The organism is Mesorhizobium sp. P2_B5 (assembly GCF_056404775.1).
The window spans coordinates 550,320-574,640 of sequence record NZ_JBFUDJ010000002.1 but is presented as its reverse complement, the minus strand read 5'-3'; the positions used below and the strand labels follow the sequence as shown (position 1 = coordinate 574,640).

Here is a 24,321-nt window from a genome sequence, read left to right as displayed (position 1 = left end):
TCATCGTCCCAACTCGCTGATATCAGAGAAAAATCCATGAAATCGCATGCAAAGGTGGTGGTCATCGGCGGTGGCGTCGTCGGCTGCTCGGTGCTGTTCCATCTGGCGCGCCATGGCTGGACCGATGTCGTGCTATTGGAGCGCGATGAACTGACCTCCGGCTCGACCTGGCATGCGGCCGGCGGCATGCACACCATCAATGGCGACCCCAACGTCGCCAAGCTGCAGAAATACACGATCTCGCTCTACAAGGAGATCGAGGAGCTGTCGGGCCAGGCGACCGGCGTGCATCTGACCGGCGGCGTGCTTCTGGCGGCGACCGAGGCGCGGCTCGACTGGCTGCGCGGCGTCGTCGCCAAGGGGCGCTATCTCGGCATCGACCTTGAAGAAATCTCGGCCAATGAGGCGGCGGAACTGATGCCGCTGCTTGATCCCAAGCAATTTGTTGGCGCCGTCCGCAACAAGGAGGACGGCCATCTCGATCCGTCCGGCGTGACGCACGCCTATGCCAAGGCGGCGCGCAAGCTCGGCGCCGAGGTCGAGCGCTTCACCAAAGTTGAGGACATCGTGCGTCGGCCCGACGGGCTATGGTGCGTCATCACCAACAAGGGCGAGGTGGTGGCCGAGCATGTCGTCAATGCCGGCGGCCTGTGGGCGCGCGAGGTCGGCCGCATGGTCGGGCTGGAACTGCCGGTGCTGGCCATGGAGCACATGTACCTGATCACCGAGGACATGCCCGAGGTCGCCGCGTGGAACGCCAAGACCGGAACGGAGATCATCCATGCTGTCGATTTCGACGGCGAGCTTTATCTGCGCCAGGAGCGCGGCGGCATGCTGATGGGTACTTATGAGAAGGCCAACAAAGTGTGGTCCGAGTTCTCCACACCGTGGAACTTCGGTCATGAATTGCTGGAGCCCGACATCGACCGCATCGCGCCGTCACTCGAAGTCGGCTTCCGCCATTTCCCGGCCTTCGAGAGGACCGGCATCAAGCAGATCATCAACGGGCCTTTCACCTTCGCGCCGGACGGCAACCCGTTGGTCGGGCCGGTGCGCGGGCTGCCGGGTTTCTGGGTCGCCTGCGGCGTCATGGCCGGCTTCAGCCAAGGCGGCGGCGTCGGTCTGGCGCTGTCCAACTGGATGATCGAGGGCGATCCCGGCGCCGATATCTGGGCCATGGATGTTGCGCGCTATGGCGACTGGGCAACGATGGCCTATACCAACGCCAAGGTGCGCGAGAACTATTCGCGCCGCTTCTCGATCCGTTTCCCCAATGAGGAACTGCCCGCCGGACGAGGGCTGAAGACCACGCCGATTTACGATTTGTTGTCGGCCAAGGGCGCGCAATGGGGCGTGTCCTATGGGCTGGAGGTGCCGCTCTGGTATGCGCCCGAGGGCGTCAAGGACGAGTTCTCGTGGCGGCGCTCGAGCGACTTCACACACGTCGCAAAGGAGGTCGCCACGGTGCGCGATGGCGTCGGCCTGGCGGAGATTTCGAACTTCGCCAAATACAAGGTGACGGGCGAGGGGGCGGCCGCCTGGCTCGACCGGATTTTTGCCTGCAAGCTGCCCAGACCTGGCCGTATGACGCTGGCGCCGATGCTGAAGGACGACGGCAGACTGATCGGCGATTTTACGCTCGCCAACAACGGCGACGGCGAGTGGTTCATCGCCGGTTCCGGTATCGCCGAGCAGTACCATATGCGCTGGTTCGAGGCGCATTTGCCCGGGGATGGTTCGGTGGGCATCGAGGCGCTGGGGCAGAAGCTGACCGGCCTCGCAATCGCCGGGCCGAAGGCGAGGGAGGTGCTGGCGAAGGTCAGCCGCGCGGATGTCTCCAATGCGGCGTTTCCGTTCATGGCGGTTGCGAAAATGGATATCGGCATGGCGCCGTGCCTGGTCGACCGCGTCAGCTATACAGGCGATCTCGGCTACGAGATCTGGGTGGCGCCGGAATATCAGCGGGCCGCCTTCCAGGCGCTGATGGCGGCGGGCGCGGAATTCGACATCGGCCTGTTCGGCTCGCGCGCGCTCAATGCGCTGCGGCTGGAGAAAAACTATGGTTCATGGGCGCGTGAGTACCGGCCGATCTACGGGCCACTGGAGGCCGGGCTCGACCGTTTCGTCGCCTATGGCAAGGAGGCTGATTTCATCGGCAAGGCGGCGGCTCTGGCCGAGCGCAAGCAAGGCGGCAAGCTCAGGCTGCGCACCTTCATTCTCGATGCCGACGACGCCGATGTCATCGGTGACGAGCCGATCTGGTTCGGCGGCGCGGTACGCGGCTGGGTGACGTCAGGCGGCTATGCGCATCATCCGAAAAAATCCGTCGCCCTCGGCTATGTGCCGAAGGAGATCGCCGACGAGAGCGACGGCTTCGAGATCGAACTTTTGGGCAAGCGTCACGCGGCGCGCATGCAGGCGGTGCCGCTGTTCGATGCCAATTTCGAACGGATGCGGGGATGAGGGCTCACCCCCGCAGGGGACATCAGGCGTTGCGGCGATTGTCGAGCGCGAAAGCGCCGGCGCCGGCAAACACCAGATAGAGGAAGATGAAGCAGAAGGAGATGGCGGCGTCGCCGTTGTTGTTGATCGGGAAGAAGTCGCGCGGGTAGTGCGCCATGAAATAGGCAATGGCCATTTCGCCGGCCAGCAGGAAGGCGACGGGGCGAGTGAGGAGACCGAGCGCCAGCAAGATGCCGCCGGCGAATTCGAGAATCGCCGCCGTCAGCGTCAGGCCGGTGAGGGCATGCGGCTCACCGCTGCTCACCGGGAAGTTGAACAGTTTCTGCGAGCCATGCTCGATGAACTGCAGGGCCGTCATGATGCGCAGGACGCCGAGGGCCTGCGGCTGAAACCTGGCGAGACCGTCAAAAAGCTTCATCTAAAACTCCATTTTCCAACCCTTCGGCCCGGCCATAGATGATCAATTTGCGTTGGACCATTCACTTCCCGGGGCCTGCCATCAACAATCGGTGATTGGAAATTGCTTCCAGTCGGACTTCGATATTTGTTCTCGGTATGGTTGCATTTATATCGCTATGGTTGTATGTCTGCGTGTAGACTCTCCAACGAAATGGGTTCCCCTGGTCATGAAAAAAGTCGTCCTCAGCCTGTTCGCAATCCTTGCAGGCACCAGCTTCGCCATGGCCGCAGACGGCGGCTGTGATGCCTTCAAATGGCCGGTGGCGCGCGAGCAGGCGCTGTTTGCGGCAGCGCCTGCTACGCAGTCCGGCGCTGCCCTCGCGGCTGGCGAGGCCGCGGACCTGGCGCTCGAGCCGGTCGATGCGGTCAGCTTTACCGTGCCGCCGGAACGTGCGCCGGCAGCCGGAACGTTTGGCGCGACGGCGAGCGTGACCGTCCCACCGGAAGGCGAGCTCCAGATCAGCCTGTCAGGCGAGGCCTGGATCGATGTGATTCAAGACGGCCATGCCACAAAGTCGGCAGCGTTCAGCGGTGTGAAGACCTGTCCGGGCATTCGCAAGAGCGTGCGCTTCAAGCTGACGCCGGGCGCAGCCACCATCCAGCTCAGTGGCGCCAAGGACGAGAGCATCAAGGTCGCGGTGCTGGCGCCGGAATGATGCGCTTCCTTATCGCACCGGCGTGCAATGAGAGCAGTTTCGTGTTGATGCGCCTCTGGCCGGATCAGCGCGCCGGCGCGATCAACGCGAAATAGGCGCCCTGCGGGTCGGTGAACTGGGCGATCCATTGGCCGGTCGGCACCGGCATCGGACCCATAACGATCTTGCCGCCATTGTCGGTGACGCGCTTGGCGGCGGCGTCGATGGCATCGACATTGAAGTAGAACAGCCATACCGGCACCGGCAGCTGCTGCGGCTTGTTCATGATGCCGCCGCCGGATTCCGGGCCGGCCCCGAAGGTCTGGTAGATGCCCATCTCGCCGATGTCCATGCTACCGGCATCGGTCCAGCCGAACTGGCTCGAATAGAAGTCGAAGGCCGCCTCGCGGTCGGCTGCATAGAGCTCGTGCCAGCCGACATGGCCGGGTGTGGTGGCTGGAAGGATAGGCTGGTCGGGTCCATTGGGCTGCAGGAACATGAAGGTGGCGCCCTGCGGGTCGGCGACGACGGAAAAGTGGCCGACGCCGGGAATGTCGTCGGGTTCGCGGTGGACAGTTCCGCCGGCGGCCTTCAGCGCCTTGGTCGAAGCGTCCGTGTCCCTGGTGTGGATATAGCCGAGCCAGGCCGGCTTCATGCCCATCCTGGCGGCGTCCTCGGGCAGGGTCATCAGCCCACCGACGCCACGCTCGGCGGAGTTCACCACGACGTAGCGTGGCATGCCGGGAGCCTTGTCGAAGGGCTCGGCCCGCCAGCCGACGACTGTGGTGTAGAACGCTTGCGCGGCATCGAGATCGGTGGTCATCAGTTCGTACCAGAAGAAGGGCATTGGGGTTTTCGGCATTTTTTCGGTCTCCTCACCTTCATGCATCGATCGTCGTCCGATCCATCAAAGGACGATTTCAGCGGCGCAAATCCGACAGCGCGCATGAGAAAATTCAACGGCTGCGTTGACACATCGTTCCGCATTTCGTCGCGCCCGGCCGCTTGCACGTGCGGCGGTTTTCGACTTTCCTTGGGCAAACGAGGGGTTGTCGTTTCATGCGTCAAATGTCGCTCACGCCTGAGCTTGTGTCACTTTGCCATCGGCAGGAGGTCGATCCCGGCCCCGACGGCAGCTGGACGCAGCTCACCGACGAGGATTTCCGCGCCCTTTCCGCGCAGCTGTCCGACGAAGCGGACGCGGGGCCGCTATGGGTGTTCGCCTATGGCTCGCTGATCTGGAAGCCGGCTTTCGAATCTGTCGAACGCCAGCGCGCCACCGCGTTCGGCTGGCATCGCTCCTTTTGCCTCGACATGGTGCGCTGGCGCGGCACCGCAGCACAACCGGGGCTGATGATGGCGCTCGAACGCGGCGGGCGATGCGACGGCGTCATCTACCGCCTGCCCGACGGCGACAAGCCACAGCACATCGAAAGACTTTTGCGGCGCGAGATCGACGACCATGAGAGTGTCAGCTCGGTCCGTTGGGTTCCGGTGCGCACGGCGCAAGGGGTGGTGCGGGCGCTCGGCTTCTGGGTCGGGGTGACGGGCAGGGGAACCTCGCTCGGGCAGCCGCTGGACCGGGTGGCGCGGGTGCTGGCGCGGGCCTGCGGGCATGTCGGATCGGGCGCCGAATATCTCTACAACACCGTCAGCCACCTCGAGGAATTCGGCATCCGCGACCGCAATCTGTGGCGGCTGCAGCAACTGGTCGCCGACGAGATAAGGTCGATCCATGGTGGCGCTCCAGGCTCTGGCTTTTCGCCAGCGCCATAGGGCATAACATGAGAAAAAAAATCATGTTATTATCGAGGCTTTTCAGTGCTTTGCGCCGAAAATTGACCAATTGATAAAAAAATAAAACGTGCTAGCCTTCCCCAAAACGAAAACATGGGGAACTGACGATGCCAGAAGGCCAGTTCAAGGACGGTATTGCCGGTGGCCGGCTGCCGGCCGACCAGTATGCCGAGAATTTTTCCGACCTGCATCCGCCGCTCGATCACCACGAGGCCCTGGTCGAATCCGACCGCTGCTATTTCTGCTACGACGCGCCGTGCATGAATGCATGCCCGACCTCGATCGACATTCCGCTTTTCATCCGCCAGATCTCGACCGGTAACCCGATCGGCTCCGCCAAGACTATTTTCGACCAGAACATACTGGGCGGCATGTGCGCCCGCGTCTGCCCGACCGAGACGCTGTGCGAAGAGGTCTGCGTGCGCGAAGTGGCGGAAGGCAAGCCGGTGCAGATCGGCCGTTTGCAGCGCTACGCCACCGACGTCGCGATGGCCGAGCACAAGCAGTTCTATCCGCGTGCGGAATCGACCGGCAAGTCGGTTGCCGTGGTCGGCGCCGGGCCGGCCGGCCTTGCCGCCGCGCACCGGCTCGCCCGCCATGGCCACGAGGTGACCATTCTGGAAGCCCGCCCGAAGGCCGGCGGCCTCAACGAGTACGGCATCGCCGCCTACAAGAGCATCGACAATTTCGCCCAGGCCGAGGTCGACTATGTCACGGGGATCGGCGGCATCGACATCCAGAACGGCAAGGCGCTCGGCCGAGACTACCAGCTGTCGGACCTGATCCGGAATTACGATGCCGTTTTCCTCGGCATGGGGCTTGGCGGCGTCAATGCGCTGCGCGCCGAGGGCGAGGATGCCGACGGCGTCACCAATGCGGTCGAGTTCATCGCCGAACTGCGCCAGGCCAGCGATCTCGCAAGCCTGCCGGTCGGCCGGCGCGTCGTCGTCATCGGCGGCGGCATGACGGCGATCGACGCGGCGGTGCAGTCGAAGCTGCTCGGAGCCGAGGAGGTGACGATCTGCTACCGGCGCGGCCAGGAGCATATGAACGCCTCCGAGTTCGAGCAGGATCTGGCCGCCGCCAACGGCGTCACCATCCGCCACTGGCTGCAGCCGAGGAGGGTCATTGCCGAGAACGGCAAGGTGTCGGGCATCGAGCTCGAATACACCGCCATGAACGGCGACAAGCTCGCTGGCACCGGCGAGCGGCTGACGCTCACCGCCGACCAGGTGTTCAAGGCGATCGGCCAGAGTTTTGTGCCGGCAGCGCTCAACGGCAGTGGTGCATCGATCGAACTCGAAGCCGGCCGCATCAAGGTCGATGCGGAAGGGCGCACCTCGCTCGCCAATGTCTGGGCCGGTGGCGACTGCATTTTTGGCGGCGACGACCTGACCGTCTCGGCCGTGGCCCAAGGGCGCGATGCGGCTGAGAGCATCAACAGGAGTCTGACACAGGGATAGAGATCATGGCCTCGGTGGAATCGGGCATCGCCCGTCACTACGACGTATCGGGTCTTGAGCAGCACATTCTTGCCGTGCTCGCCGATACCGGCGTGGACATTGCCCATCTGCGCGCCAGCGATCTCGAAGCGGTCGACGAGTTCCACATTGGCGGCGTCGCCGCCACCAGGGAACTCATCGGCCAGATGGGGTTGAAGCCGGGGGCCAGGCTGCTCGACATTGGTTCCGGCGTGGGTGGCCCAGCCCGCTTTGCCGCCAACAATGTCGGCGCCGATGTCACCGGCATCGATCTGACGCAAAGCTATGTCGATATCGCGACCAGCCTGTCGAAGCGGGTGGGAATGGCCGACAGAATCCGGTTCGTGCAGGGCAGCGCGCTGGACATGCCGTTCGGCAACAAAAGCTTTGATACGGCCATGATCCTGCATGTCGGCATGAATCTTCCCGACAAGAAAAAGCTGATGAGCGAGGCGGCGCGTGTGCTCAAGCCGGGCGGCGTCTTTGCCGTCTACGATGTGATGCGGCTCAAGGCAGGTGCGCTGACTTATCCGCTGCCATGGGCATCCGATGAGAGCATGTCCTTCGTCGCCACGCCCGACGACTATCGCTCGGCTGCCGCGGCTGCAGGGTTCTCTGTAACCGCCGAGCGCCCACGCGGCGCCTTTGCCATCGAATTCTTCGCCACGATACGGGCGCGCATGGCTGCGGCGCAGGCGGAAGGCAAAAAACCGCCTCCCGGCGTTAATCTTATCATGGGCGAGAACGCCCGCACCAAGATCGCCAATCTCACCGCCGCGCTTGAAGGCGGCATTCTTGCACCTGTGGAAATGCTCCTTCGTCTCGGTTGAAAGGGACCTGTCATGGCTGACATCCGCAACAATTTCGTCGGCATCAAATCGCCCAATCCGTTCTGGCTGGCTTCGGCGCCGCCGACCGACAAGGCGTATAACGTCATCCGCGCCTTCAAAGCTGGCTGGGGCGGTGTGGTCTGGAAGACGCTCGGCGAAGAAGGCCCGCCGGTGGTCAACGTCAACGGCCCGCGCTACGGCGCGATCTGGGGGGCCGACCGCCGCCTGCTCGGCCTCAACAATATCGAACTGATCACCGACCGCGACCTGCAGGTCAATCTGCGCGAGATCAAGCAGGTCAAGAGGGACTGGCCCGACCGCGCCATCGTCGTCTCGCTGATGGTGCCGTGCGTCGAGGAAAGCTGGAAGGCGATCCTGCCGGTGGTCGAGGAGACCGAAGCCGACGGCATCGAGCTCAATTTCGGTTGCCCGCATGGCATGTCGGAGCGCGGCATGGGTGCGGCTGTCGGCCAGGTGCCGGAATACATCGAAATGGTGGTGCGCTGGTGCAAGGCCAACACCCGCATGCCCGTCATCACCAAGCTGACGCCAAACATAACCGACGTGCGCAAGCCCGCGCGTGCGGCACTTTCCGGCGGCACCGACGCGGTGTCGCTTATCAACACCATCAACTCGATCACCGGCGTCGATCTCGATAGCTTCGCACCGCAGCCGACCATCGACGGCAAGGGCTCGCATGGCGGCTATTGCGGCCCGGCGGTGAAGCCTATCGCCATGAACATGGTGGCCGAGATCGCGCGCGATCCCGAAACCCATGGCCTGCCGATTTCCGGCATTGGCGGCATCACCACCTGGCGCGACGCCGCCGAATTCATGGCGCTCGGCGCCGGCAATGTGCAGGTGTGCACGGCGGCGATGACCTACGGCTTCAAGATCGTGCAGGAAATGATCGCGGGGCTGGAAAACTGGATGGACGAGAAAGGCCATGCCTCGCTCGACGACATTATCGGCCGCGCCACGCCCAACGTCACCGACTGGCAGTATCTCAACCTCAATTATGTCGCCAAGGCGCGTATCGACCAGGACGCCTGCATCAAATGCGGCCGGTGTCACATCGCCTGCGAGGACACCTCGCACCAGGCGATCACCAACATGGTCGACGGCGTCAGGCACTTCGAGGTGATCGAGGCCGAATGCGTTGGCTGCAATCTGTGCGTCAATGTCTGCCCGGTCGAAAACTGCATCACCATGGAGCCGCTGGCCGCAGGCGTGATGGACCAGCGCACCGGCAAGCCGGTGTCGCCGGTCTACGCCAACTGGACGACGCATCCGAACAACCCGATGGCCAAGGTGGCCGCGGAATAAGCTTGGGTTCCTCGCCCGAAGTGGGGGTCCGAAGGACGGGCGAGACCCGTGGCTCGCCCCGGCAGGGTGGCCCGGCGAAGCCGGGGCGGAGAGGGGCCTTCGGGGCGACTGTGAGGTTGCCTGGGCTCCTGATCGCCTTTTTGTTCGCGCGCATCCCTCATCGGTTCTGATTTCGCTGAGGGCGTCCCCCTCTCCGTCCCGGCTTCGCCGGGCCACCTCTCCCCCGCTGCCGCGGGGGCGAGGAACCCAAGTCCAGTTAAGCCATCGCAAACTTGCAAATTTCCGCATTTTCCTATTGCAGATAAGATATATCCACGATAAAACGTATCCATGAATTGGAGATCGTTACTATGAAGCTGGGCGAGGGCGTTGAGGCGGCCATCCATTGTGCGGCCACGCTGGCCAGCGTGGAGGGCAACAGCACCATGCCGGGCGCTGCCTTGGCAGAGTCTTTCGGCCTGTCGCCGAGCTATCTCTTGAAGCATCTCAACATGCTGACGGCGGAGCGCATCCTGGAATCGGTACCCGGGCCGGCGGGCGGTTACCGGCTGGCGCGGCCGGCCGAGCGCATCACGCTGCTCGATATCGTGCTGGCGATCGAAGGGCGGGAGCCGGCGTTTCGCTGCGGCGAGATCCGCCGCAACGGGCCGGCCAAGCTCGACGCGTCCGCCTATGTAAAACTGTGCGGCATCAACGCCGCGATGCTGAAGGCCGAGCGCGCCTATCGCGCGGCTCTCGCGGAAACCCGGTTGTCCGACATCGTGGCTGACTATCAGGCAGAAGGCGATCCGAGATCGATCGCCGCCAGCTGTGCCTTTGTGGCGCGCCATCAGCGGCCACAGAAATCCGCTTCGACCAAGCAAGTTTAATCCTCGCCAGAAAGACGTGAAAGGAAAGACGATGAAACAGAGACTGCAATTCTTCGCCAAGGCGCCGGAAATCATGAAGGCGGTGTCGGCGCTCAACAAGGCGGTCGACGAATGCGGGCTTGAAGTGGGCCTGCTGCATTTGATCAAGCTCAGGGCTTCGCAGATCAACGGCTGCTCCTACTGCGTCGAGATGCACAGCCGCGAGGCGCGGCGCGACGGCGAGACCGAGACGCGGCTCTACCTGGTCGCAGCCTGGAAGGAATCGCCGCTGTTTTCCGAGCGCGAACGTGCGGCCTTGGCCTGGACCGAGGCGACGACCCTGATCGCCAACAATGGCGTTTCGGACGAACTCTATGCCCGCACGCTCGCGCATTTCTCTGAAGAGGAACTGGTCAAGCTGTCTGTTGCGATCGGCATGATCAACACCTGGAACCGGCTCTGCATACCGTTCCATGCCATTCACCCGATGCCGGCCGCCAAAGCAGCCTGACCGTCCGGTTTATCCATGGAGCGTCGTCGAGAGGGCGGCGCTCCAACTGTTTTTAAAGGGGAGAGTTTTATGCCTGTCGATTTGCCTTTGACCTTGTTGTTTCTCGGCCGCCTGTTGCTCGGCGGCGCCTTCGTCGTCGCCGGCCTGCGCAATGTTCAGAACGAGACCTTCCTGACCGGGCTAATGGCCGCGCGCGGCGTGCCGCAGGCCAAGCTGGCGCTGTGGGCCGGCATCGTCCTGCAGACCATTGCCGGCGCGCTGGTAATGGCAGGTGTGTGGACCGCGATCGCAAGTGCTGTGCTGGTGCTGTTTCTCATCGCCGCCACGCCGATGTTCCACAATTTCTGGGACCATCAGGGTCCGGACCGGGCATCGCGCATCAACGGCTTCGTCGGCAATGTCGCGCTCGCCGGCGGTTTTCTGACGCTGATCGCGCAGTCGCTGTAAGTTTACGCCGCAAAGCGCAAACCACCATCGCAAGTCAGCACCTGACCGGTCATGAAGCCGTTGGACACGAGGAAGGCGATCGCACCGGCGACATCTTCGGGGTGGCCGATCCTCCCAACAGGCGTCTTTCCGGCATAGTCGGCAAAGACCGCCTGCCGCTGGTCGTCAGGCAAAAAGTCCCACCACGGCGTGTCGATGACGCCGGGCGCGACGACATTGACGCGCAGCGGCTTCAGCTCGACCGCCAGGATCGGCACCACCGTCAGCAGCATGCCGTTGACGGCGGCGATGCCGGCAACGCCGGGCGCGGTCAGTTGCGCCGACACCGCCGATATGAAGGTGACCGATCCCGATTTGTTGAGCGTCGGCAAAGCCGCCTGCAGGCAAGACAGCTGCGGCCGGACTTTCTCGTCGACGCCACCGGCGACGTCGGCAAGGTCCAGGCTCGCGAATGGGCCAAGCCCCTTGCCGCCACTGGCAGCCAGCACAAGGTGATCGAGGGGCCCGACTTCCCCAAAGAACTGGCGGACTTCGTCCGGTTTCGAAGCATCGAAGGCAGCCTTGCCGGCCGCGCCGCCAAGGCTCTTCCAAGCGCTGTTCAGTTTGTCCTGATTGCGGCCGGTGATGGTGACCTTCATGCCAGGGCCGAGCAGTTTGCGCGCGGTCGCCAGGCCGATGCCGGACGAGCCGCCGATGATGATTGTGTGTTGGATGTTGCTGATCATGAATGCTGTTCCTTCGATTTTGCGGAGGCTTGGCCGACGAGGTCGAGGCTTAGAGCTCGCAATTGTTCTCGCGCCTTCGCCATAGGCTTGCGCATCGGCGCGCGATTCCTTTTGGCCGTCGAAATAGAGGCCGCTGCGGCCTTCAAGGGCGGGCGATGTCGCGAGGTTGAGGATGGCGTCGGCGCCGGTCTCGACCGAACTCCACGGTGTCACACCGGCCTGGCGCACCATTGTGGTGTTCATGTAGCTCGCCGGATGCAGGGCGTTGACGATGACGCCGCTGCCCTTCAGCTCTCCGGCCAGGTCGATGGTGAACAGGATCTGCGCCAGCTTGCTCTGGCAGTAGGCGCGCACGCCGTCATAGGAGCGCGTCAGCATGACATCGCCGAAATCGATCGCTTGCTGGCCGGCCGAGGCGACATTGACGATGCGCGCCGGGGCGCTGGCCTTGAGCAGCGGCAGCAGCTCCGACGTCAGCAGGAAACCGGCGAGATAATTGACTGCAAAGCGCAGTTCGAAGCCAGGTCCATGTCGGAGAGCCTCCATATTCGCTCTGGATAACAAGATGGGGCGATCGGCGCGCCGCAAACAGTTCAAACTTTATCCTGGTATCGATACTGCTATACTGAGCCCATGGATGTTTCCGTACCATCACCCGAAGACAGCCGCCGGCGCGAACTTGGCGCCTTCCTGCGCTCACGCCGCGAAAGGCTTTCGCCGTCTGCCATCGGCATAGCAGCCGGTGCCAGGCGGCGCACGCCCGGTCTGCGCCGCGAAGAAGTGGCGATGATCGCCGGTGTCGGCACGACCTGGTACACCTGGCTGGAGCAGGGCAGGGACGTGCGGCCTTCCGTCGAGGTGCTGACGGCGCTTTGCGAGGCCTTGCGCCTCGACGCCGCCGAGAAGCGGCATTTGTTCACGCTGGCCGGCCGCCAGCAGCCCGAGCGGCGGCGCATCACCCCGGTCAAGGTCGAAGGTCCACTGCTGCACATGCTGCAGAGCCTGGTCCTGCAGCCGGCCTATATTGTCGGGCCGCGCTGGGATGTGCTGGCCTGGAATGCCGGGGCCGTTGCCATTTTCGGCGACTACGGTCTGTTGGAAGGCGATGCCCGCAACATCCTCCATGGCGTGTTCACCGATCCGCGCCGGCGCCACCTGCTGGTCGATTGGGAACAACTGGCGCGCGCCACCCTTGCCGCGTTTCGCGCCGAGAGCGCGAAATACACCGGCGATCCGGACTTCGAGCGGCTGATTGCGCTGATGATGCGCTCCAGCCCGGAATTCCGCGAATGGTGGCCGCAGCGCGATGTGGTGCATCGTCTGTCCGGCAAGAAGTATCTGCGCCACCCGATCGCCGGCGCGATGGCGTTTGAGCATATGAGCCTGTCGATCGACGACGGCTCGGATATGAAGCTGATTGTCTACACGCCACTCGCCGAGCAGAATTCGGTTGCGAAGCTGGAAGAGCTGCTCGAGGCGATGCCGGTGGAGCGCCGCAGCGCGTAGCGTTGGTGGCTGCAGCCTCTCAGCTTCGCCCTAGAATGACGAAATCAATGTGCGCTTCGGCCAATCTCCACCGTCCGCAGCAGCCCCGACGACCGGCAAGTTGGCCCCCAAGCGCGATCTTGCCTCAGCCTTTCGGCTTCAGCCCATCAATGAACAACTGCTCGAGAAATCGCGCCGCATCCTCGAAGCGGCCGTCGCCGCCGCGGTCGGCGCCAAGCACGGCGCGGACCTGGACGTCGAAATCGGCGTAATGCTGGGTCGTCGCCCAGATCGAGAAGATCAGGTGCCAGGGATCGGTGCGGGCGATCTTCCCTGCGCGCATCCAGCCCTTGATGACATTGGCCTTCTCGTCGACCAGCGTTTTCAGCTCGCCTTCCAAAAGCGGCATGATGCGCGGCGCGCCCTGCAAAATCTCGTTGGCGAACAGCCGGCTCTCCCTGGGAAAATCGCGCGCCATTTCAAGCTTGCGCCTGATGTAGTTCCTGAGTTCGGTCAGGGGATCGCCGATATCGTCGAGTTCACGCAGGGGCGCCAGCCAGGTCGCGAGCAGCCGCTCCATCAGCGTTTCGTGGATGTCTTCCTTGCGGCGGAAATAATAGAGCAGGTTCGGCTTCGACATTCCCGCGGCTTCGGCGATCTGGTCGATGGTCGAGCCGCGAAAGCCGTTGGTGGAGAAGACTTCGAGGGCCGCTTCCAGGATCAGTTCGCGCTTTTCCTGCTGGATGCGGGTGCGGCGAGGAGCGGAGCCTTCCATGGCGTCGGTCATACAGCCAAGCCTTGGTCGCGCGGGTCATCTGGACCAATTCTCTGGACCAGTTTTTCCCTGAGCCGTGGAGCGCACTTCGAAGGCCGCATTTCCGCTAGTAATCCCTTGACCGCCGACAGGGCGGTGCTAACGTTTGTCCAATCGGTCAAAATTTGCGTAGCATGAAAACGCAGCAAAGACCAAGCGTTGGAAAGACCAAGCGTTAGCCGCACCGAAACAGGTTACAAGGGGAAGTCTTGGTCATGTCCAACCGGCTGAAAGTCACGCCGAACGATCTCAGCGCATTCTGGATGCCGTTCACGGCAAACCGGCAGTTCAAACAGGCGCCACGCATGTTCGTGTCCGCCAAGGACATGCACTACACCGCCAGCGATGGCCGCAAGGTGCTCGACGGCACCGCGGGTCTGTGGTGCGTCAACGCCGGCCATTGCCGGCCGAAGATCACAGAGGCGATTCAGCATCAGGCCGCCGAACTCGACTATGCGCCGGCCTTCCAGATGGGCCACCCCATCGTGTTCGAACTGGCCAACCGCCTGGTCGACATTGCGCCCAAGGGCATGGACCATGTCTTCTTCACCAATTCCGGTTCGGAATCGGTCGATACGGCGCTGAAGATGGCGATCGCCTATCACCGCGTGAAGGGCGAGGGCGCGCGCACCCGCCTGATCGGCCGCGAGCGCGGCTATCACGGCGTCAATTTCGGCGGCATCTCGGTTGGCGGCATCGTCAGCAACCGCAAGATGTTCGGCACGCTGCTCGGCGGCGTCGACCATATGCCGCATACGCATCTGCCGGAGAAGAACGCCTTCTCCAAGGGCGTGCCGGAATATGGCGCGGAGCTTGCCAATGAGCTGGAGCGCATCGTTGCGCTGCATGACGCCTCGACCATCGCCGCCGTCATCGTCGAGCCGGTCGCCGGCTCCACCGGCGTCATCCTGCCGCCCAAGGGCTACCTGCAGAAGCTTCGCGAAATCTGCACCAAGCATGGAATCCTGTTGATCTTCGACGAGGTCATCACCGGTTTCGGCCGCCTCGGCGCGCCGTTCGCCGCCGACTACTTTGGCGTCACGCCCGACATCATGACCACCGCCAAGGGCGTTTCCAACGGCGTCATCCCGATGGGCGCGGTGTTCGTGAAGAAGGAAATCCACGACGCCTTCATGACCGGCCCCGAGCACATGATCGAGTTCTTCCACGGCTACACCTATTCGGGCAATCCGATCGCATGTGCCGCAGCTTTGGGCACGCTCGACACCTACAAGGAAGAGGGCCTGCTCACCCGTGGCGAGGAACTGGCGCCTTACTGGGAAGATGCGCTGCATTCGCTGAAGGGCGAGCCGCATGTCATCGACATCAGGAACATCGGCCTGATCGGCGCGATCGAGCTGGCGCCGATCGCCGGCAGCCCGACCAAGCGGGCCTTCTCGGCCTTCGTCAAGGCGTTCGAGCGCGGCGCGCTTATCCGCACCACCGGCGACATCATCGCGCTGTCGCCGCCGCTGATCATCACCAAGGGCCAGATCAACGAACTGATCGACCATGTGCGTGAAGTGCTGAGGGCGATAGACTAATCTATTTGGGCCAGTCGGGTGGTGGCGGGAACCGCCACCCGGTTGGTGATATGAAATGAGAGGATTTTGAATGGCTGCCCCAGGCGAGAATCTGCGAATCAATTCAGACCGTTTGTGGGCTTCCATCATGGAGATGGCGAAGATCGGCCCCGGCATTGCCGGTGGCAACAATCGCCAGACCGTGACTGACGAGGACGGCGAGGGCAGGCATCTGTTCAAACGCTGGTGCGAGGCGGCCGGGCTCGAAATGGGCCTCGACGAGATGGGCACCATGTTCGCCCGCCGGGAAGGCGCCGATCCCAGCCTGCCGCCGGTCTATGTCGGCAGCCATCTCGACACGCAGCCGACCGGCGGCAAATATGACGGCGTGCTTGGCGTGCTCGGCGGGCTGGAGATCATCCGTTCGCTCAACGATCTCGGCATCACCACCAGGCATCCGATCGTCGTCACCAACTGGACCAACGAGGAAGGCTCGCGTTTTGCCCCGGCGATGATGGCGTCCGGCGTGTTCGCTGGCGTGCTGGAGCAGGCGGACGTGTATCAGCACACCGATAAACAGGGAAAAAAATTCGGCGAGGAGTTGGAGCGAATCGGCTGGAAGGGCACGGAGAAGGTCGGCGATCGCAAAATCCACGCCTTCTTCGAATTGCATATCGAGCAGGGGCCGATCCTCGAGGATGAAGGCATCGATATCGGCGTCGTCACCCATGGCCAGGGCCTGAAATGGCTGCAGGTGACGCTGACCGGCAAGGAGGCGCATACCGGTTCGACGCCGATGCCCAAGCGGCGCAATGCCGGGCTCGGCATGGCCCGCGTGATCGAGCTGGTGCACGAGATCGCCATGGACTACCAGCCGGACGCCGTCGGTGCGGTCGGCCATATGGAAGTGTTTCCGAATTCGCGCAACATCATTGCAGGGCGCACCGTCTTCACCATCGACATCCGCTCGCCCGAGAAGGAAGTTCTGGACGCGATGGACGGCCGGATCCGCGAAGGCATCGACACGATCTGCGAGGCGCTCGATATCCAGTACAAGGTCGAGCAGGTCGGCGCTTTCGATCCGGTGACCTTCGACGCCGGTTGCGTCAAGGCAATCCGCGACGCCGCCGATCGGCTCGGCTATTCGCACCGCAATATCGTCTCCGGCGCCGGCCACGATGCCTGCTGGATCAACCGCGTTGCGCCGACCGCCATGGTGATGTGTCCCTGCGTTGACGGGTTGTCACACAACGAGGCTGAGGAAATCACCAAGGAATGGGCCGGCGCCGGCGCCGATGTGCTGTTCCACGCGGTGGTGGAGACTGCGGGGATCGTGGCGTGAGAGGTCGGCGCTGTACCGTCAAGCCCGGCTTGCCGCTCCGGACAGGAGGTCTCGAATTGGATCAGGCTACTGTGCCGACGTCAGCGCTGCCCCTCATTGCCCTGCCGGGCATTTCTCCCCGTATAGTGACGGGGAGAAAGAGGCTGGCCGAAACCTCCACGCCATTTCTGCGGCGTTTGCCATTGGCGAAACCACAAGCGAAGGCGCCCCTCTCCCCGTCACTCTACGGGAGAGGATGCCGGCAGGCAGGTGAGGGGCGGCGCTGACTTCAGAAGAATTGGCGTCAATTGAAGGGGCCGCCACCGAACTATCCGAATGAACAAAGCGCTCACAAGAAGCGCATCCGAACAAGGGAACAAGAAAATGACCAAAGTCATCCGAAACGGCACCATCGTCACTGCCGACCGCACCTGGAAGGCCGATGTGCTGATGCAGCACGGCAAGATCGTCGCCATCGGCTCCAACCTGCATGGCGACCATGAGTTCGACGCCACCGGCTGCTACATCATGCCGGGCGGCATCGACCCGCATACCCATCTCGAAATGCCGTTCATGGGCACTTATTCGGCCGATGATTTCGAATCCGGTACGCGCGCAGCGCTTTCCGGCGGCACGACGATGGTCGTCGATTTCTGCCTGCCGTCGCCGAAGCAGTCGCTGCTCGAAGCCTTGCAGATGTGGGACAACAAGACGTCGAAGGCGTCCTGCGATTATTCCTTTCACATGGCGATCACCTGGTGGGGCAAGCAGGTGTTCGACGAGATGGCCACCGTCGTCGACAAGGGCATCACCTCGTTCAAGCATTTTATGGCCTATAAGGGCGCGTTGATGGTCGACGACGACGAGATGTATGCGTCGTTCCAGCGCTGCGCCGACCTCGGCGCGCTGCCGCTGGTGCATGCCGAAAACGGCGACGTGGTCGCCGCTCTGTCGCAAAAGCTCTTGGCCGCCGGCAATAACGGGCCGGAGGCACATGCCTATTCGCGGCCACCGGAGGTGGAAGGCGAGGCGGCCAACCGTGCCATCATGATCGCCGACATGGCCGGCGTGCCGCTCTATATCGTGCATGTCTCCTGCGAGCAGGCGCACGAGGCGATCCGCCGGGCGCGGCAGAAAGGCATGCGGGTGTTCGGCGAGCCGTTGATCCAGCATCTGACGCTGGATGAGAGCGAATATTTCGACAAGGATTGGGACCATGCTGCGCGTCGCGTCATGAGCCCTCCCTTCCGCAACAAGCTGCATCAGGATTCGCTGTGGGCCGGCCTGCAGGCCGGATCGCTGCAAGTGGTGGCGACCGACCACTGCGCCTTCACCACCAAGCAGAAGCGCAACGGCGTTGGCGATTTCACCAAAATCCCGAACGGCACTGGCGGGCTCGAAGACCGCATGCCGGTATTGTGGACGACCGGCGTCAACACCGGACGGCTGACGATGAACGAGTTCGTCGCGGTGACCTCGACCAATATCGCGAAGATTCTCAACATGTATCCGAAGAAGGGTGCCATCGTCGAAGGCGCGGATGCCGACGTCGTGGTGTGGGACCCGAAGCGCAAGAAGAAGATCACGTCGAAGAAGCAGCAGTCGGTGATCGACTACAACGTCTTCGAAGGGTTCGAGGTGACCGGCCTGCCGCGCTTCGTCTTCTCGCGCAGTGAACTGTCGATCGAGGAAGCCGAGGTCAAGGCCAAGCCCGGCCATGGCGAGTTCGTCGCTCGCGAGCCGAACGCTGCGGTCAACCGAGCGCTGTCGACCTGGAAGGACATTACCGCGCCGCGCAAGGTGGAACGCACCGGCATTCCGGCGACCGGGGTTTGAGGTTGCGAAGCCCGGCGGCGCTCATCTCATTTGTCGTGGCGATCGTCATCGTTGGTCCGGCGACCGCGGCCGACAGGCTGCTCGGCTCCTGGGGCAACGATGCCGGCTGTGTCTTTGCTAAGGCCGGTTTTCAGGACCGCGACGATTACATCGTGCTGACCGCCGAAGGCATCGAGACCTATGGCAGCGGCTGCCGGTTCGCGCAGCAATTGAGCTCGGCGCCTGGTACGCAATCGCTTGATGCGACCTGTTCCGCCGAGGGCGAGGCAGGGACGACGGCTGAAACCGTTGTTGTCACCAACAAGGGTGAGGACGGGTTCTTCGTGACCATTCCCGGCCTTGAAGAAATGGGACCGCTGCTACCGTGTTCGTGACGTTGGATTTGGGGGAATGAGCGTGCGTGGTTTTGGTCTCTCTGTCGCGGTGCTTGCCGTTTTTTCTGCTGGTCAGGCTTTCGCGGCAGGCGTCGATCTGTCGAAACCCTATGGCGACAAATATGGCTGCATCAACCGCAACGGCCAGGAAGTCGCCGCCGATCAGATGCTGCTTTTGACCGACGAGGCATTGGTCACTGCCGCCAGTGCCTGCACCTTCACGCAAAAGCAGGCACAGGCCGATGGTTCGCTGGTGGTGACGGCAACATGTGAGGCGGAAGGTGAGGAGGGACAGGGGCCAACCAAGTTCACCATCAAGCGCAGCGCCAAGAACGCCAAGAGACTGACGATTGCCGACGAGGACGGCAACGTCATGGGCGAAGTTGCGCGGTGCAGATGACGGCGATCCTGTCAGTGTCAGGCGACCAGAGCATCCAGTTCCGGCAGCAGGACGACGCTTTCCTGTTCGTTGGGATCGGTGCGGGCGATGACGGCCGACGACGGCGCGTTGCTCAGATTGGCCGGCAGATGCGGCACGCCGGCGGGAATGTAGAAGAGGTCGCCGGCCTTGACGACGATGTGGTGCTCGAGCCGGTCGCCATACCAGGTGTGGACCTCGCCGGAGAGCACGTAGATCGCCGTTTCATGGCTTTCATGCAGGTGCGCCTTGGCGCGGGCGCCGGGCGGCATGGTGAGCACGTGCATGCAGATGCCGGAGGAACCGACGGACTCCGCCGCGATGCCGGCAAAATAGGTCAATCCCTGCTTGCCTTCATAAGTGCTTTCAGGACGGATAAGGTGGCAGGTGGGTTTGGGCGACATCGGCAAGGCTCCGGGCGTCGATTGATGGGGATTGGACGAGTGGAAAACAACATCAACGCAAATGCAACGGCATTTCGTCCTGCGCGGCAGCGGCTGTGAAAGGCGGCGTGCAGCCAATGACGGGGACCTCGCCAGCCGTCGTTTCGGCAAGCAAACTTGACCTTACCTTTCAGACCAATGACGGTCCGGTACAGGCGCTCTCCAATGTCGACCTCACCATCGGCAAGGGCGAGTTCGTCTCCTTCATCGGCCCATCGGGCTGCGGCAAGACCACCTTGCTGCGCGTCATCGCGGATCTGGAGAAGCCGACCTCGGGGACGATTTCGATCAACGGCATGACGGCCGAACAGGCGCGCCAGAAACGCGCCTATGGCTATGTTTTCCAGGCCGCCGCGCTGTTTCCGTGGCGCACGATCGAGCGCAATGTCGGGCTGCCGCTGGAGATCATGGGCCTCTCCAGAGCCGAACAGGTCGAGCGCATCAAGCGCACGATGGACCTCGTCAACCTCTCAGGATTCGAGAAGAAGTATCCCTGGCAGCTTTCCGGCGGCATGCAGCAGCGCGCCTCGATCGCCCGCGCGCTCGCCTTCGACGCCGACCTTCTGTTGATGGACGAGCCGTTCGGCGCGCTGGACGAGATCGTGCGCGACCATCTCAATAAGCAATTGCTGGAATTGTGGGGACGCACCAACAAGACCATCTGCTTCGTCACCCACTCCATTCCTGAGGCCGTGTATCTTTCGACGCGCATCGTCGTCATGTCGCCACGCCCGGGCCGCGTCACCGATGTCATCGAATCGACGTTGCCGAGAGAGCGGCCGCTCCACATCCGCGAGACGCCGGAATTCCTGGCGATCGCCGCGCGCGTCCGCGATGGTCTGCACGCGGGGCACAGCTATGAAGATTGAGGCGGTGGGCTAGATGGACAGCTTCCGCGACAAGCTCGTTCCGGTGACATCGATCCTCGCTGGCGTGGTGGTGCTCTGGTATGTCTTCGCCGTGATCCTCAACGCGCCGTTCCAGCGTGATCTCGACCGCCGTGCCAATGAAACCCCCGGCACCGTCGAATTCATCGGCAAGACGTTGTCGCAGCCGAAGCCGACACTGCCGGCGCCGCATCAGGTGGCGGTGAATTTCTTCGAGAACACCTTTCTGCGGCCGATCACCTCGACCCGGAGCCTCGTCTACAATGCCTGGGTGACCCTGTCGTCGACGCTGCTCGGCTTTGCCTTCGGCACCGCGCTCGGCATCATCATCGCCGTCGGCATCGTCCATGTGGCAACGCTCGACCGCAGCCTGATGCCGTGGATCATCGCCTCGCAGACCATCCCCATCCTGGCGGTGGCGCCGATGATCATCGTCGTGCTGGCGGCGGTCGGTATCACCGGTCTCATCCCGAAGGCGATGATATCGACTTATCTGTCGTTCTTCCCGGTGACGGTCGGCATGGTGAAGGGCTTGCGTTCGCCCGAGATCATGCATCTCGACCTGATGCACACCTACAATGCCAGTCCTTCGCAGACCTTCTGGAAGTTGCGCGTGCCGGCCTCGGTGCCGTTTCTGTTCACCTCGATGAAGGTGGCGGTGGCGGCAAGCCTGGTCGGCGCCATTGTCGGCGAACTGCCGACCGGTGCTGTCGCCGGGATCGGCGCCAAGCTGCTCGCCGGTGCTTATTACAGCCAGTCGATCGATATCTGGTCCGCACTTGTGGCTGGCTCGGTGGTGGCGGCACTTCTGGTGATGATGGTCGGCATAGCCGGGCGCCTCGTCGACCGCGCCATGGGCGGGAGGCCGGCATGAGCTGGCTGAAGCCATCCTGGCAAGCGATGCTGGCCATTCTCCTGTGTCTTGTCGCTCTGGCGCTCGGCGCAATGTCGAAGCCGGAAGCGGCTGCACTCGCGGATCCGGCGGCGAGCTTCGACTATCCCTATTTCGGAATAAAGACCCCGATGATCGGCCTGGCCGTGCTGGCGGGGCTGATCTCGATGCTCAGGATTTCGTCTCTGGCAGAAGCCGTGGTGCTGTTTGTCGGCGCCCACCTCGTCGCCTGGATGCTGATCTCCGGCATTACAGGTTTCGAAGGCACGGCATTGGCGCCGTATTTCCTGCTGCTTGCCGCTGCCTGGCTGCTGGCCTGGCGCTGCGTGGCGGTGCTGTCGGGGCTTCGCCCGATGGCCAAAGGTGTCCGCATGGCGCTGCGCCTGATCATCCCGGCGATCTTCGGCGCCTGGATCCTGATCATCTGGGAAGCGGTGACGCGTGGCGCCGGCGTCCCCTTCATCCTTTTGCCGCCGCCGAGCGCCATCGGCGCGCGCATTGCGAGTTCCCTGCCGGTGCTCGGCGCCGATGTGCGGCAGACCATCTTCAAGGCGGTGATCTTCGGCTATGTCGTCGGTAGCGGCGCCGGCTTCCTCGTGGCCATCGCGGCCGACCGCGTGCCGTTCCTGCGGCGCGGGATCTTGCCGATCGGCAACATGGTCTCGGCGCTGCCGATCATTGGTGTGGCGCCGATCATGGTGATGTGGTTCGGGTTCGACTGGCCATCCAAGGCGGCCGTCGTCATCATCATGACTTTCTTTCCGATGCTGGTGAACACGGTCGCCGGCCTTGCCGCTTCCGGCCATATGGAGCGCGACCTGATGCGCACCTATGCCTCGGGCTACTGGCCGACGCTGTTGAAGCTCCGGCTGCCGGCCGCGGCGCCGTTCATTTTCAACGCGCTGAAGATCAACTCGACGCTGGCGCTGATCGGCGCCATCGTAGCCGAGTTCTTCGGCACGCCAGTCGTCGGCATGGGCTTCCGCATCTCGACCGAGGTCGGGCGGATGAACATCGACATGGTCTGGGCCGAAATCGCAGTTGCAGCACTGGCGGGTTCGGTCTTTTATGGCGTGGTCGCGCTTATCGAGAGAGCCGTCACGTTTTGGCATCCCTCTGTCCGTGGTGGATAGGGCGGTGGGTTTTGGGTGTTAACTTCAGAGGGTAAAAACATGAAAAGACTGATCATTCCGTTGCTGGCCGGCGCGATGTCGCTGGCCGCGTTCCAGGCCATGGCCGCCGACAAGGTGACCTTGCAGCTGAAATGGGTCACGCAGGCCCAGTTCGCCGGCTATTATGTCGCCAAGGCCAAGGGTTTCTATGAGGCCGAAGGTCTCGACGTCGACATCAAGCCGGGCGGTCCCGATATCGCGCCGGAGCAGGTGATCGCCGGCGGCGGCGCCGACGTCATCGTCGACTGGATGGGTGGTGCACTGGCCGCGCGCGAAAAGGGCGTGCCGCTGGTCAACATCGCCCAGCCGTTCAAGAAGGCCGGCATGGAACTGGTCTGCCCGAAGGACGGCCCGATCAAGACCGAAGCCGATTTCAAGGGCCACACGCTGGGCGTCTGGTTCTTCGGCAACGAGTATCCGTTCTACGCCTGGATGAACAAGCTCGGCCTCAAGACCGAAGGCGGCCCGGACGGTGTCACCGTTCTCAAGCAGAGCTTTGACGTGCAGCCGCTGATCCAGAAGCAGGCGGATTGCATCTCGGTCATGACCTACAACGAGTACTGGCAGCTGATCGACGCCGGCTACAAGCCGGAACAGCTGACCGTGTTCAACTACTCGGCGATGGGCAACGACCTGCTCGAAGACGGGCTCTATGCCTCGGAAGACAAGCTCAAGGATCCGGCCTTCGAGGACAAGATGGTGCGTTTCGTGCGCGCCTCGATGAAGGGCTGGAAATATGCCATCGACAACAATGACGAAGCCGCAGGCATCGTCATGGACAATGGCGGCCAGGACGAGAACCACCAGAAGCGGATGATGAGCGAAATCGCCAAGCTGATCGACAATGCCGACGGCAAGCTCGATCCGGCGACCTACGAGCGCACCGCCAAGGCGCTGCTCGACCAAAAGATCATCACCAAGGCGCCGACCGGCGCTTACACCACGGCGATCACCGACAAGGCGATCAAATAAGCCTGGTTAGGTCGTTTCGATCTTGAGAGCGGCGAAGAGCGGTTCGAAAGAACCGCTCTTTTTCTTTGTTTGATGCATGTCGTTGCCCCAAAACCGCTGCACACTTTTGGGCGACATGCATTGTCAGAGGCGCCGTTCCTTTATGGTGTTCATGACGAAGCTGGTCTCGATCGAGGCGACGCATTTCAGCCGCGCGATCTTTTCCTTGATGAAGCGCTCGTATTGGTCGAGGCTGCCGGTCACCACCTTCAGCACATAGTCGCGCGAACCGGTGACGAGGTGGCATTCCAGCACCTCTTCCCAGCCCCGGATCGCCTCCTCGAACATGACAATCTCGTCCTCGTTCTGGCGACTGAGCCTGACGGTAGCGATGGCGACCATGCTCCAGCCGAAGGCTGAGGGATCAACCAGCGTGGTATAGCCCCGGATGATGCCGGCTTCCTCCAGCCGCCGCACGCGCCGCAGGCAGGGCGAAGGCGACAGGCCTATGCGTTCGGCCAGCTCATTGTTGGTGATGCGGGCGTCGGCCTGCAATTCGCGCAGGATCTTAAGGTCGAAATCGTCGGCTATCTTCTGCTGCAATTTTGCTCGCTCCTGGCAGTTTGTTGCGGGGATGCAGCCATGCAGGGCCAAAAATAGCAAGGACTGGTGGATCGGGATCG

25 protein-coding genes and 1 pseudogene are annotated in these 24,321 nt (G+C 62.8%); 19 read left to right on the top strand and 7 right to left on the bottom strand.

All coding sequences use genetic code 11. The features are described from left to right. Nucleotides 1–36 precede the first annotated feature (36 nt). Complete coding sequence (locus AC1D1N_RS09325) at nucleotides 37–2,463, top strand: GcvT family protein (protein ID WP_477348076.1); 2,427 nt, start codon at nucleotides 37–39, stop codon at nucleotides 2,461–2,463. Between the two features lie 22 nt (nucleotides 2,464–2,485). On the opposite strand, the gene AC1D1N_RS09320 is transcribed toward AC1D1N_RS09325, so the two are convergent. Continuing rightward, nucleotides 2,486–2,881 (bottom strand): DoxX family protein, encoded by a 396-nt coding sequence (locus tag AC1D1N_RS09320; RefSeq protein WP_352559891.1) that lies wholly within the window; start codon nucleotides 2,879–2,881, stop codon nucleotides 2,486–2,488. A 208-nt stretch (nucleotides 2,882–3,089) separates the two neighbouring features. Between AC1D1N_RS09320 and AC1D1N_RS09315 the strand changes: the two genes are divergently transcribed. Beyond that, on the top strand, nucleotides 3,090–3,578 hold the full coding sequence (locus AC1D1N_RS09315; protein ID WP_477348073.1) for a hypothetical protein: 489 nt from the start codon (nucleotides 3,090–3,092) through the stop codon (nucleotides 3,576–3,578). Between the two features lie 64 nt (nucleotides 3,579–3,642). Here the strand turns inward: AC1D1N_RS09315 and AC1D1N_RS09310 are convergent, their stop codons facing one another. Further along, the gene (locus AC1D1N_RS09310) at nucleotides 3,643–4,419 is read right to left on the bottom strand and encodes a VOC family protein (RefSeq protein ID WP_477348071.1); all 777 of its coding nucleotides are present in this window, start codon (nucleotides 4,417–4,419) and stop codon (nucleotides 3,643–3,645) included. Nucleotides 4,420–4,616: 197 nt separating this feature from the next. Here AC1D1N_RS09310 and AC1D1N_RS09305 point away from each other — a divergent pair, with 197 nt between their 5' ends. The 7 genes from AC1D1N_RS09305 to AC1D1N_RS09275 all read left to right on the top strand — a co-directional run bounded on the left by AC1D1N_RS09305 (nucleotide 4,617) and on the right by AC1D1N_RS09275 (nucleotide 10,797). Continuing rightward, nucleotides 4,617–5,333 (top strand): gamma-glutamylcyclotransferase, encoded by a 717-nt coding sequence (locus AC1D1N_RS09305; RefSeq protein WP_477348069.1) that lies wholly within the window; start codon nucleotides 4,617–4,619, stop codon nucleotides 5,331–5,333. Nucleotides 5,334–5,461: 128 nt separating this feature from the next. After that, nucleotides 5,462–6,817: an NAD(P)-dependent oxidoreductase gene (locus AC1D1N_RS09300; protein WP_477348067.1), complete on the top strand. Its 1,356-nt coding sequence runs from the start codon at nucleotides 5,462–5,464 to the stop codon at nucleotides 6,815–6,817. 5 nt (nucleotides 6,818–6,822) lie between these two features. Further along, the gene (locus tag AC1D1N_RS09295; protein WP_436260678.1) at nucleotides 6,823–7,665 is read left to right on the top strand and encodes a class I SAM-dependent methyltransferase; all 843 of its coding nucleotides are present in this window, start codon (nucleotides 6,823–6,825) and stop codon (nucleotides 7,663–7,665) included. A 12-nt stretch (nucleotides 7,666–7,677) separates the two neighbouring features. Next, a complete protein-coding gene (gene preA, locus AC1D1N_RS09290) occupies nucleotides 7,678–8,991 on the top strand; it encodes an NAD-dependent dihydropyrimidine dehydrogenase subunit PreA (protein ID WP_436260677.1) in 1,314 nt (437 codons plus the stop codon). Nucleotides 8,992–9,341: 350 nt separating this feature from the next. Next, nucleotides 9,342–9,860: an RrF2 family transcriptional regulator gene (locus AC1D1N_RS09285; protein ID WP_477348065.1), complete on the top strand. Its 519-nt coding sequence runs from the start codon at nucleotides 9,342–9,344 to the stop codon at nucleotides 9,858–9,860. 31 nt (nucleotides 9,861–9,891) lie between these two features. Continuing rightward, the gene (locus AC1D1N_RS09280) at nucleotides 9,892–10,350 is read left to right on the top strand and encodes a carboxymuconolactone decarboxylase family protein (RefSeq protein WP_112560322.1); all 459 of its coding nucleotides are present in this window, start codon (nucleotides 9,892–9,894) and stop codon (nucleotides 10,348–10,350) included. Between the two features lie 69 nt (nucleotides 10,351–10,419). Further along, nucleotides 10,420–10,797: a DoxX family protein gene (locus tag AC1D1N_RS09275; RefSeq protein ID WP_477348063.1), complete on the top strand. Its 378-nt coding sequence runs from the start codon at nucleotides 10,420–10,422 to the stop codon at nucleotides 10,795–10,797. A gap of 2 nt (nucleotides 10,798–10,799) precedes the next feature. On the opposite strand, the gene AC1D1N_RS09270 is transcribed toward AC1D1N_RS09275, so the two are convergent. Then, nucleotides 10,800–11,522, bottom strand: coding sequence for an SDR family oxidoreductase (locus AC1D1N_RS09270; protein ID WP_477348061.1), 723 nt, complete (start codon nucleotides 11,520–11,522; stop codon nucleotides 10,800–10,802). Then, nucleotides 11,519–12,044, bottom strand: a pseudogene (locus tag AC1D1N_RS09265) (SDR family NAD(P)-dependent oxidoreductase); the annotation flags it as partial. The gene AC1D1N_RS09270 and the pseudogene AC1D1N_RS09265, both read right to left, overlap by 4 nt. 111 nt (nucleotides 12,045–12,155) lie before the next feature. Here AC1D1N_RS09265 and AC1D1N_RS09260 point away from each other — a divergent pair. Beyond that, a complete protein-coding gene (locus AC1D1N_RS09260) occupies nucleotides 12,156–13,028 on the top strand; it encodes a helix-turn-helix transcriptional regulator (RefSeq protein ID WP_112560326.1) in 873 nt (290 codons plus the stop codon). A gap of 124 nt (nucleotides 13,029–13,152) precedes the next feature. On the opposite strand, the gene AC1D1N_RS09255 is transcribed toward AC1D1N_RS09260, so the two are convergent. Continuing rightward, on the bottom strand, nucleotides 13,153–13,782 hold the full coding sequence (locus AC1D1N_RS09255; RefSeq protein ID WP_112560477.1) for a TetR family transcriptional regulator C-terminal domain-containing protein: 630 nt from the start codon (nucleotides 13,780–13,782) through the stop codon (nucleotides 13,153–13,155). Between the two features lie 254 nt (nucleotides 13,783–14,036). Here AC1D1N_RS09255 and aptA point away from each other — a divergent pair, with 254 nt between their 5' ends. The 5 genes from aptA to AC1D1N_RS09230 all read left to right on the top strand — a co-directional run bounded on the left by aptA (nucleotide 14,037) and on the right by AC1D1N_RS09230 (nucleotide 19,275). Continuing rightward, entirely contained in the window at nucleotides 14,037–15,365 is a 1,329-nt protein-coding gene (gene aptA, locus AC1D1N_RS09250; RefSeq protein WP_477348058.1) for an omega-aminotransferase AptA, read from the top strand. 70 nt (nucleotides 15,366–15,435) lie between these two features. After that, nucleotides 15,436–16,686 carry a Zn-dependent hydrolase gene (locus tag AC1D1N_RS09245; RefSeq protein WP_477348057.1) on the top strand — a complete coding sequence of 417 codons (1,251 nt, stop codon included), beginning with the start codon at nucleotides 15,436–15,438 and terminating at the stop codon, nucleotides 16,684–16,686. A gap of 363 nt (nucleotides 16,687–17,049) precedes the next feature. Continuing rightward, on the top strand, nucleotides 17,050–18,501 hold the full coding sequence (gene hydA / locus AC1D1N_RS09240; protein ID WP_477348055.1) for a dihydropyrimidinase: 1,452 nt from the start codon (nucleotides 17,050–17,052) through the stop codon (nucleotides 18,499–18,501). 35 nt (nucleotides 18,502–18,536) lie between these two features. Beyond that, nucleotides 18,537–18,875, top strand: coding sequence for a hypothetical protein (locus AC1D1N_RS09235; protein WP_477348053.1), 339 nt, complete (start codon nucleotides 18,537–18,539; stop codon nucleotides 18,873–18,875). 16 nt (nucleotides 18,876–18,891) lie between these two features. After that, nucleotides 18,892–19,275, top strand: coding sequence for a hypothetical protein (locus AC1D1N_RS09230; protein ID WP_477348052.1), 384 nt, complete (start codon nucleotides 18,892–18,894; stop codon nucleotides 19,273–19,275). Nucleotides 19,276–19,292: 17 nt separating this feature from the next. On the opposite strand, the gene AC1D1N_RS09225 is transcribed toward AC1D1N_RS09230, so the two are convergent. Then, on the bottom strand, nucleotides 19,293–19,697 hold the full coding sequence (locus AC1D1N_RS09225; protein ID WP_112560333.1) for a cupin domain-containing protein: 405 nt from the start codon (nucleotides 19,695–19,697) through the stop codon (nucleotides 19,293–19,295). Nucleotides 19,698–19,813: 116 nt separating this feature from the next. On the opposite strand from AC1D1N_RS09225, the gene AC1D1N_RS09220 reads away from it, so the two are divergent. Genes AC1D1N_RS09220 through AC1D1N_RS09205 form a run of 4 tightly spaced genes read left to right on the top strand, consistent with a single transcriptional unit; the run spans nucleotide 19,814 to nucleotide 23,659 of the window. Continuing rightward, nucleotides 19,814–20,605 (top strand): ABC transporter ATP-binding protein, encoded by a 792-nt coding sequence (locus tag AC1D1N_RS09220; protein WP_477348050.1) that lies wholly within the window; start codon nucleotides 19,814–19,816, stop codon nucleotides 20,603–20,605. Nucleotides 20,606–20,618: 13 nt separating this feature from the next. Further along, nucleotides 20,619–21,497 carry an ABC transporter permease gene (locus AC1D1N_RS09215; RefSeq protein WP_477348048.1) on the top strand — a complete coding sequence of 293 codons (879 nt, stop codon included), beginning with the start codon at nucleotides 20,619–20,621 and terminating at the stop codon, nucleotides 21,495–21,497. Beyond that, nucleotides 21,494–22,648, top strand: coding sequence for an ABC transporter permease (locus AC1D1N_RS09210; protein ID WP_477348046.1), 1,155 nt, complete (start codon nucleotides 21,494–21,496; stop codon nucleotides 22,646–22,648). The genes AC1D1N_RS09215 and AC1D1N_RS09210 overlap by 4 nt, the downstream gene beginning before the upstream one ends. Nucleotides 22,649–22,687: 39 nt before the next feature. Beyond that, a complete protein-coding gene (locus tag AC1D1N_RS09205) occupies nucleotides 22,688–23,659 on the top strand; it encodes an ABC transporter substrate-binding protein (RefSeq protein ID WP_192258496.1) in 972 nt (323 codons plus the stop codon). A 123-nt stretch (nucleotides 23,660–23,782) separates the two neighbouring features. Here the strand turns inward: AC1D1N_RS09205 and AC1D1N_RS09200 are convergent, their stop codons facing one another. Beyond that, entirely contained in the window at nucleotides 23,783–24,241 is a 459-nt protein-coding gene (locus AC1D1N_RS09200; RefSeq protein WP_112560478.1) for an Lrp/AsnC family transcriptional regulator, read from the bottom strand. Between the last annotated feature and the right edge of the window lie 80 nt (nucleotides 24,242–24,321).

Excerpts from the sequence above, each read along its gene's own strand:
- AC1D1N_RS09280 (WP_112560322.1), top strand. The coding sequence starts at position 9,892 with ATGAAACAGAGACTGCAATTCTTCGCCAAGGCGCCGGAAATCATGAAG.
- AC1D1N_RS09220 (WP_477348050.1), top strand. The coding sequence starts at position 19,814 with ATGACGGGGACCTCGCCAGCCGTCGTTTCGGCAAGCAAACTTGACCTT.
- AC1D1N_RS09210 (WP_477348046.1), top strand. The coding sequence starts at position 21,494 with ATGAGCTGGCTGAAGCCATCCTGGCAAGCGATGCTGGCCATTCTCCTG.
- AC1D1N_RS09325 (WP_477348076.1), top strand. The coding sequence starts at position 37 with ATGAAATCGCATGCAAAGGTGGTGGTCATCGGCGGTGGCGTCGTCGGC.
- aptA (WP_477348058.1), top strand. The coding sequence starts at position 14,037 with ATGTCCAACCGGCTGAAAGTCACGCCGAACGATCTCAGCGCATTCTGG.
- AC1D1N_RS09320 (WP_352559891.1), bottom strand. The coding sequence starts at position 2,881 with ATGAAGCTTTTTGACGGTCTCGCCAGGTTTCAGCCGCAGGCCCTCGGC.
- AC1D1N_RS09230 (WP_477348052.1), top strand. The coding sequence starts at position 18,892 with ATGAGCGTGCGTGGTTTTGGTCTCTCTGTCGCGGTGCTTGCCGTTTTT.
- AC1D1N_RS09205 (WP_192258496.1), top strand. The coding sequence starts at position 22,688 with ATGAAAAGACTGATCATTCCGTTGCTGGCCGGCGCGATGTCGCTGGCC.
- AC1D1N_RS09285 (WP_477348065.1), top strand. The coding sequence starts at position 9,342 with ATGAAGCTGGGCGAGGGCGTTGAGGCGGCCATCCATTGTGCGGCCACG.
- AC1D1N_RS09255 (WP_112560477.1), bottom strand. The coding sequence starts at position 13,782 with ATGGAAGGCTCCGCTCCTCGCCGCACCCGCATCCAGCAGGAAAAGCGC.
- AC1D1N_RS09315 (WP_477348073.1), top strand. The coding sequence starts at position 3,090 with ATGAAAAAAGTCGTCCTCAGCCTGTTCGCAATCCTTGCAGGCACCAGC.
- AC1D1N_RS09225 (WP_112560333.1), bottom strand. The coding sequence starts at position 19,697 with ATGTCGCCCAAACCCACCTGCCACCTTATCCGTCCTGAAAGCACTTAT.
- AC1D1N_RS09260 (WP_112560326.1), top strand. The coding sequence starts at position 12,156 with ATGGATGTTTCCGTACCATCACCCGAAGACAGCCGCCGGCGCGAACTT.
- AC1D1N_RS09300 (WP_477348067.1), top strand. The coding sequence starts at position 5,462 with ATGCCAGAAGGCCAGTTCAAGGACGGTATTGCCGGTGGCCGGCTGCCG.
- AC1D1N_RS09295 (WP_436260678.1), top strand. The coding sequence starts at position 6,823 with ATGGCCTCGGTGGAATCGGGCATCGCCCGTCACTACGACGTATCGGGT.
- AC1D1N_RS09310 (WP_477348071.1), bottom strand. The coding sequence starts at position 4,419 with ATGCCGAAAACCCCAATGCCCTTCTTCTGGTACGAACTGATGACCACC.
- AC1D1N_RS09270 (WP_477348061.1), bottom strand. The coding sequence starts at position 11,522 with ATGATCAGCAACATCCAACACACAATCATCATCGGCGGCTCGTCCGGC.
- hydA (WP_477348055.1), top strand. The coding sequence starts at position 17,050 with ATGACCAAAGTCATCCGAAACGGCACCATCGTCACTGCCGACCGCACC.
- preA (WP_436260677.1), top strand. The coding sequence starts at position 7,678 with ATGGCTGACATCCGCAACAATTTCGTCGGCATCAAATCGCCCAATCCG.
- AC1D1N_RS09305 (WP_477348069.1), top strand. The coding sequence starts at position 4,617 with ATGCGTCAAATGTCGCTCACGCCTGAGCTTGTGTCACTTTGCCATCGG.
- AC1D1N_RS09275 (WP_477348063.1), top strand. The coding sequence starts at position 10,420 with ATGCCTGTCGATTTGCCTTTGACCTTGTTGTTTCTCGGCCGCCTGTTG.
- AC1D1N_RS09245 (WP_477348057.1), top strand. The coding sequence starts at position 15,436 with ATGGCTGCCCCAGGCGAGAATCTGCGAATCAATTCAGACCGTTTGTGG.
- AC1D1N_RS09215 (WP_477348048.1), top strand. The coding sequence starts at position 20,619 with ATGGACAGCTTCCGCGACAAGCTCGTTCCGGTGACATCGATCCTCGCT.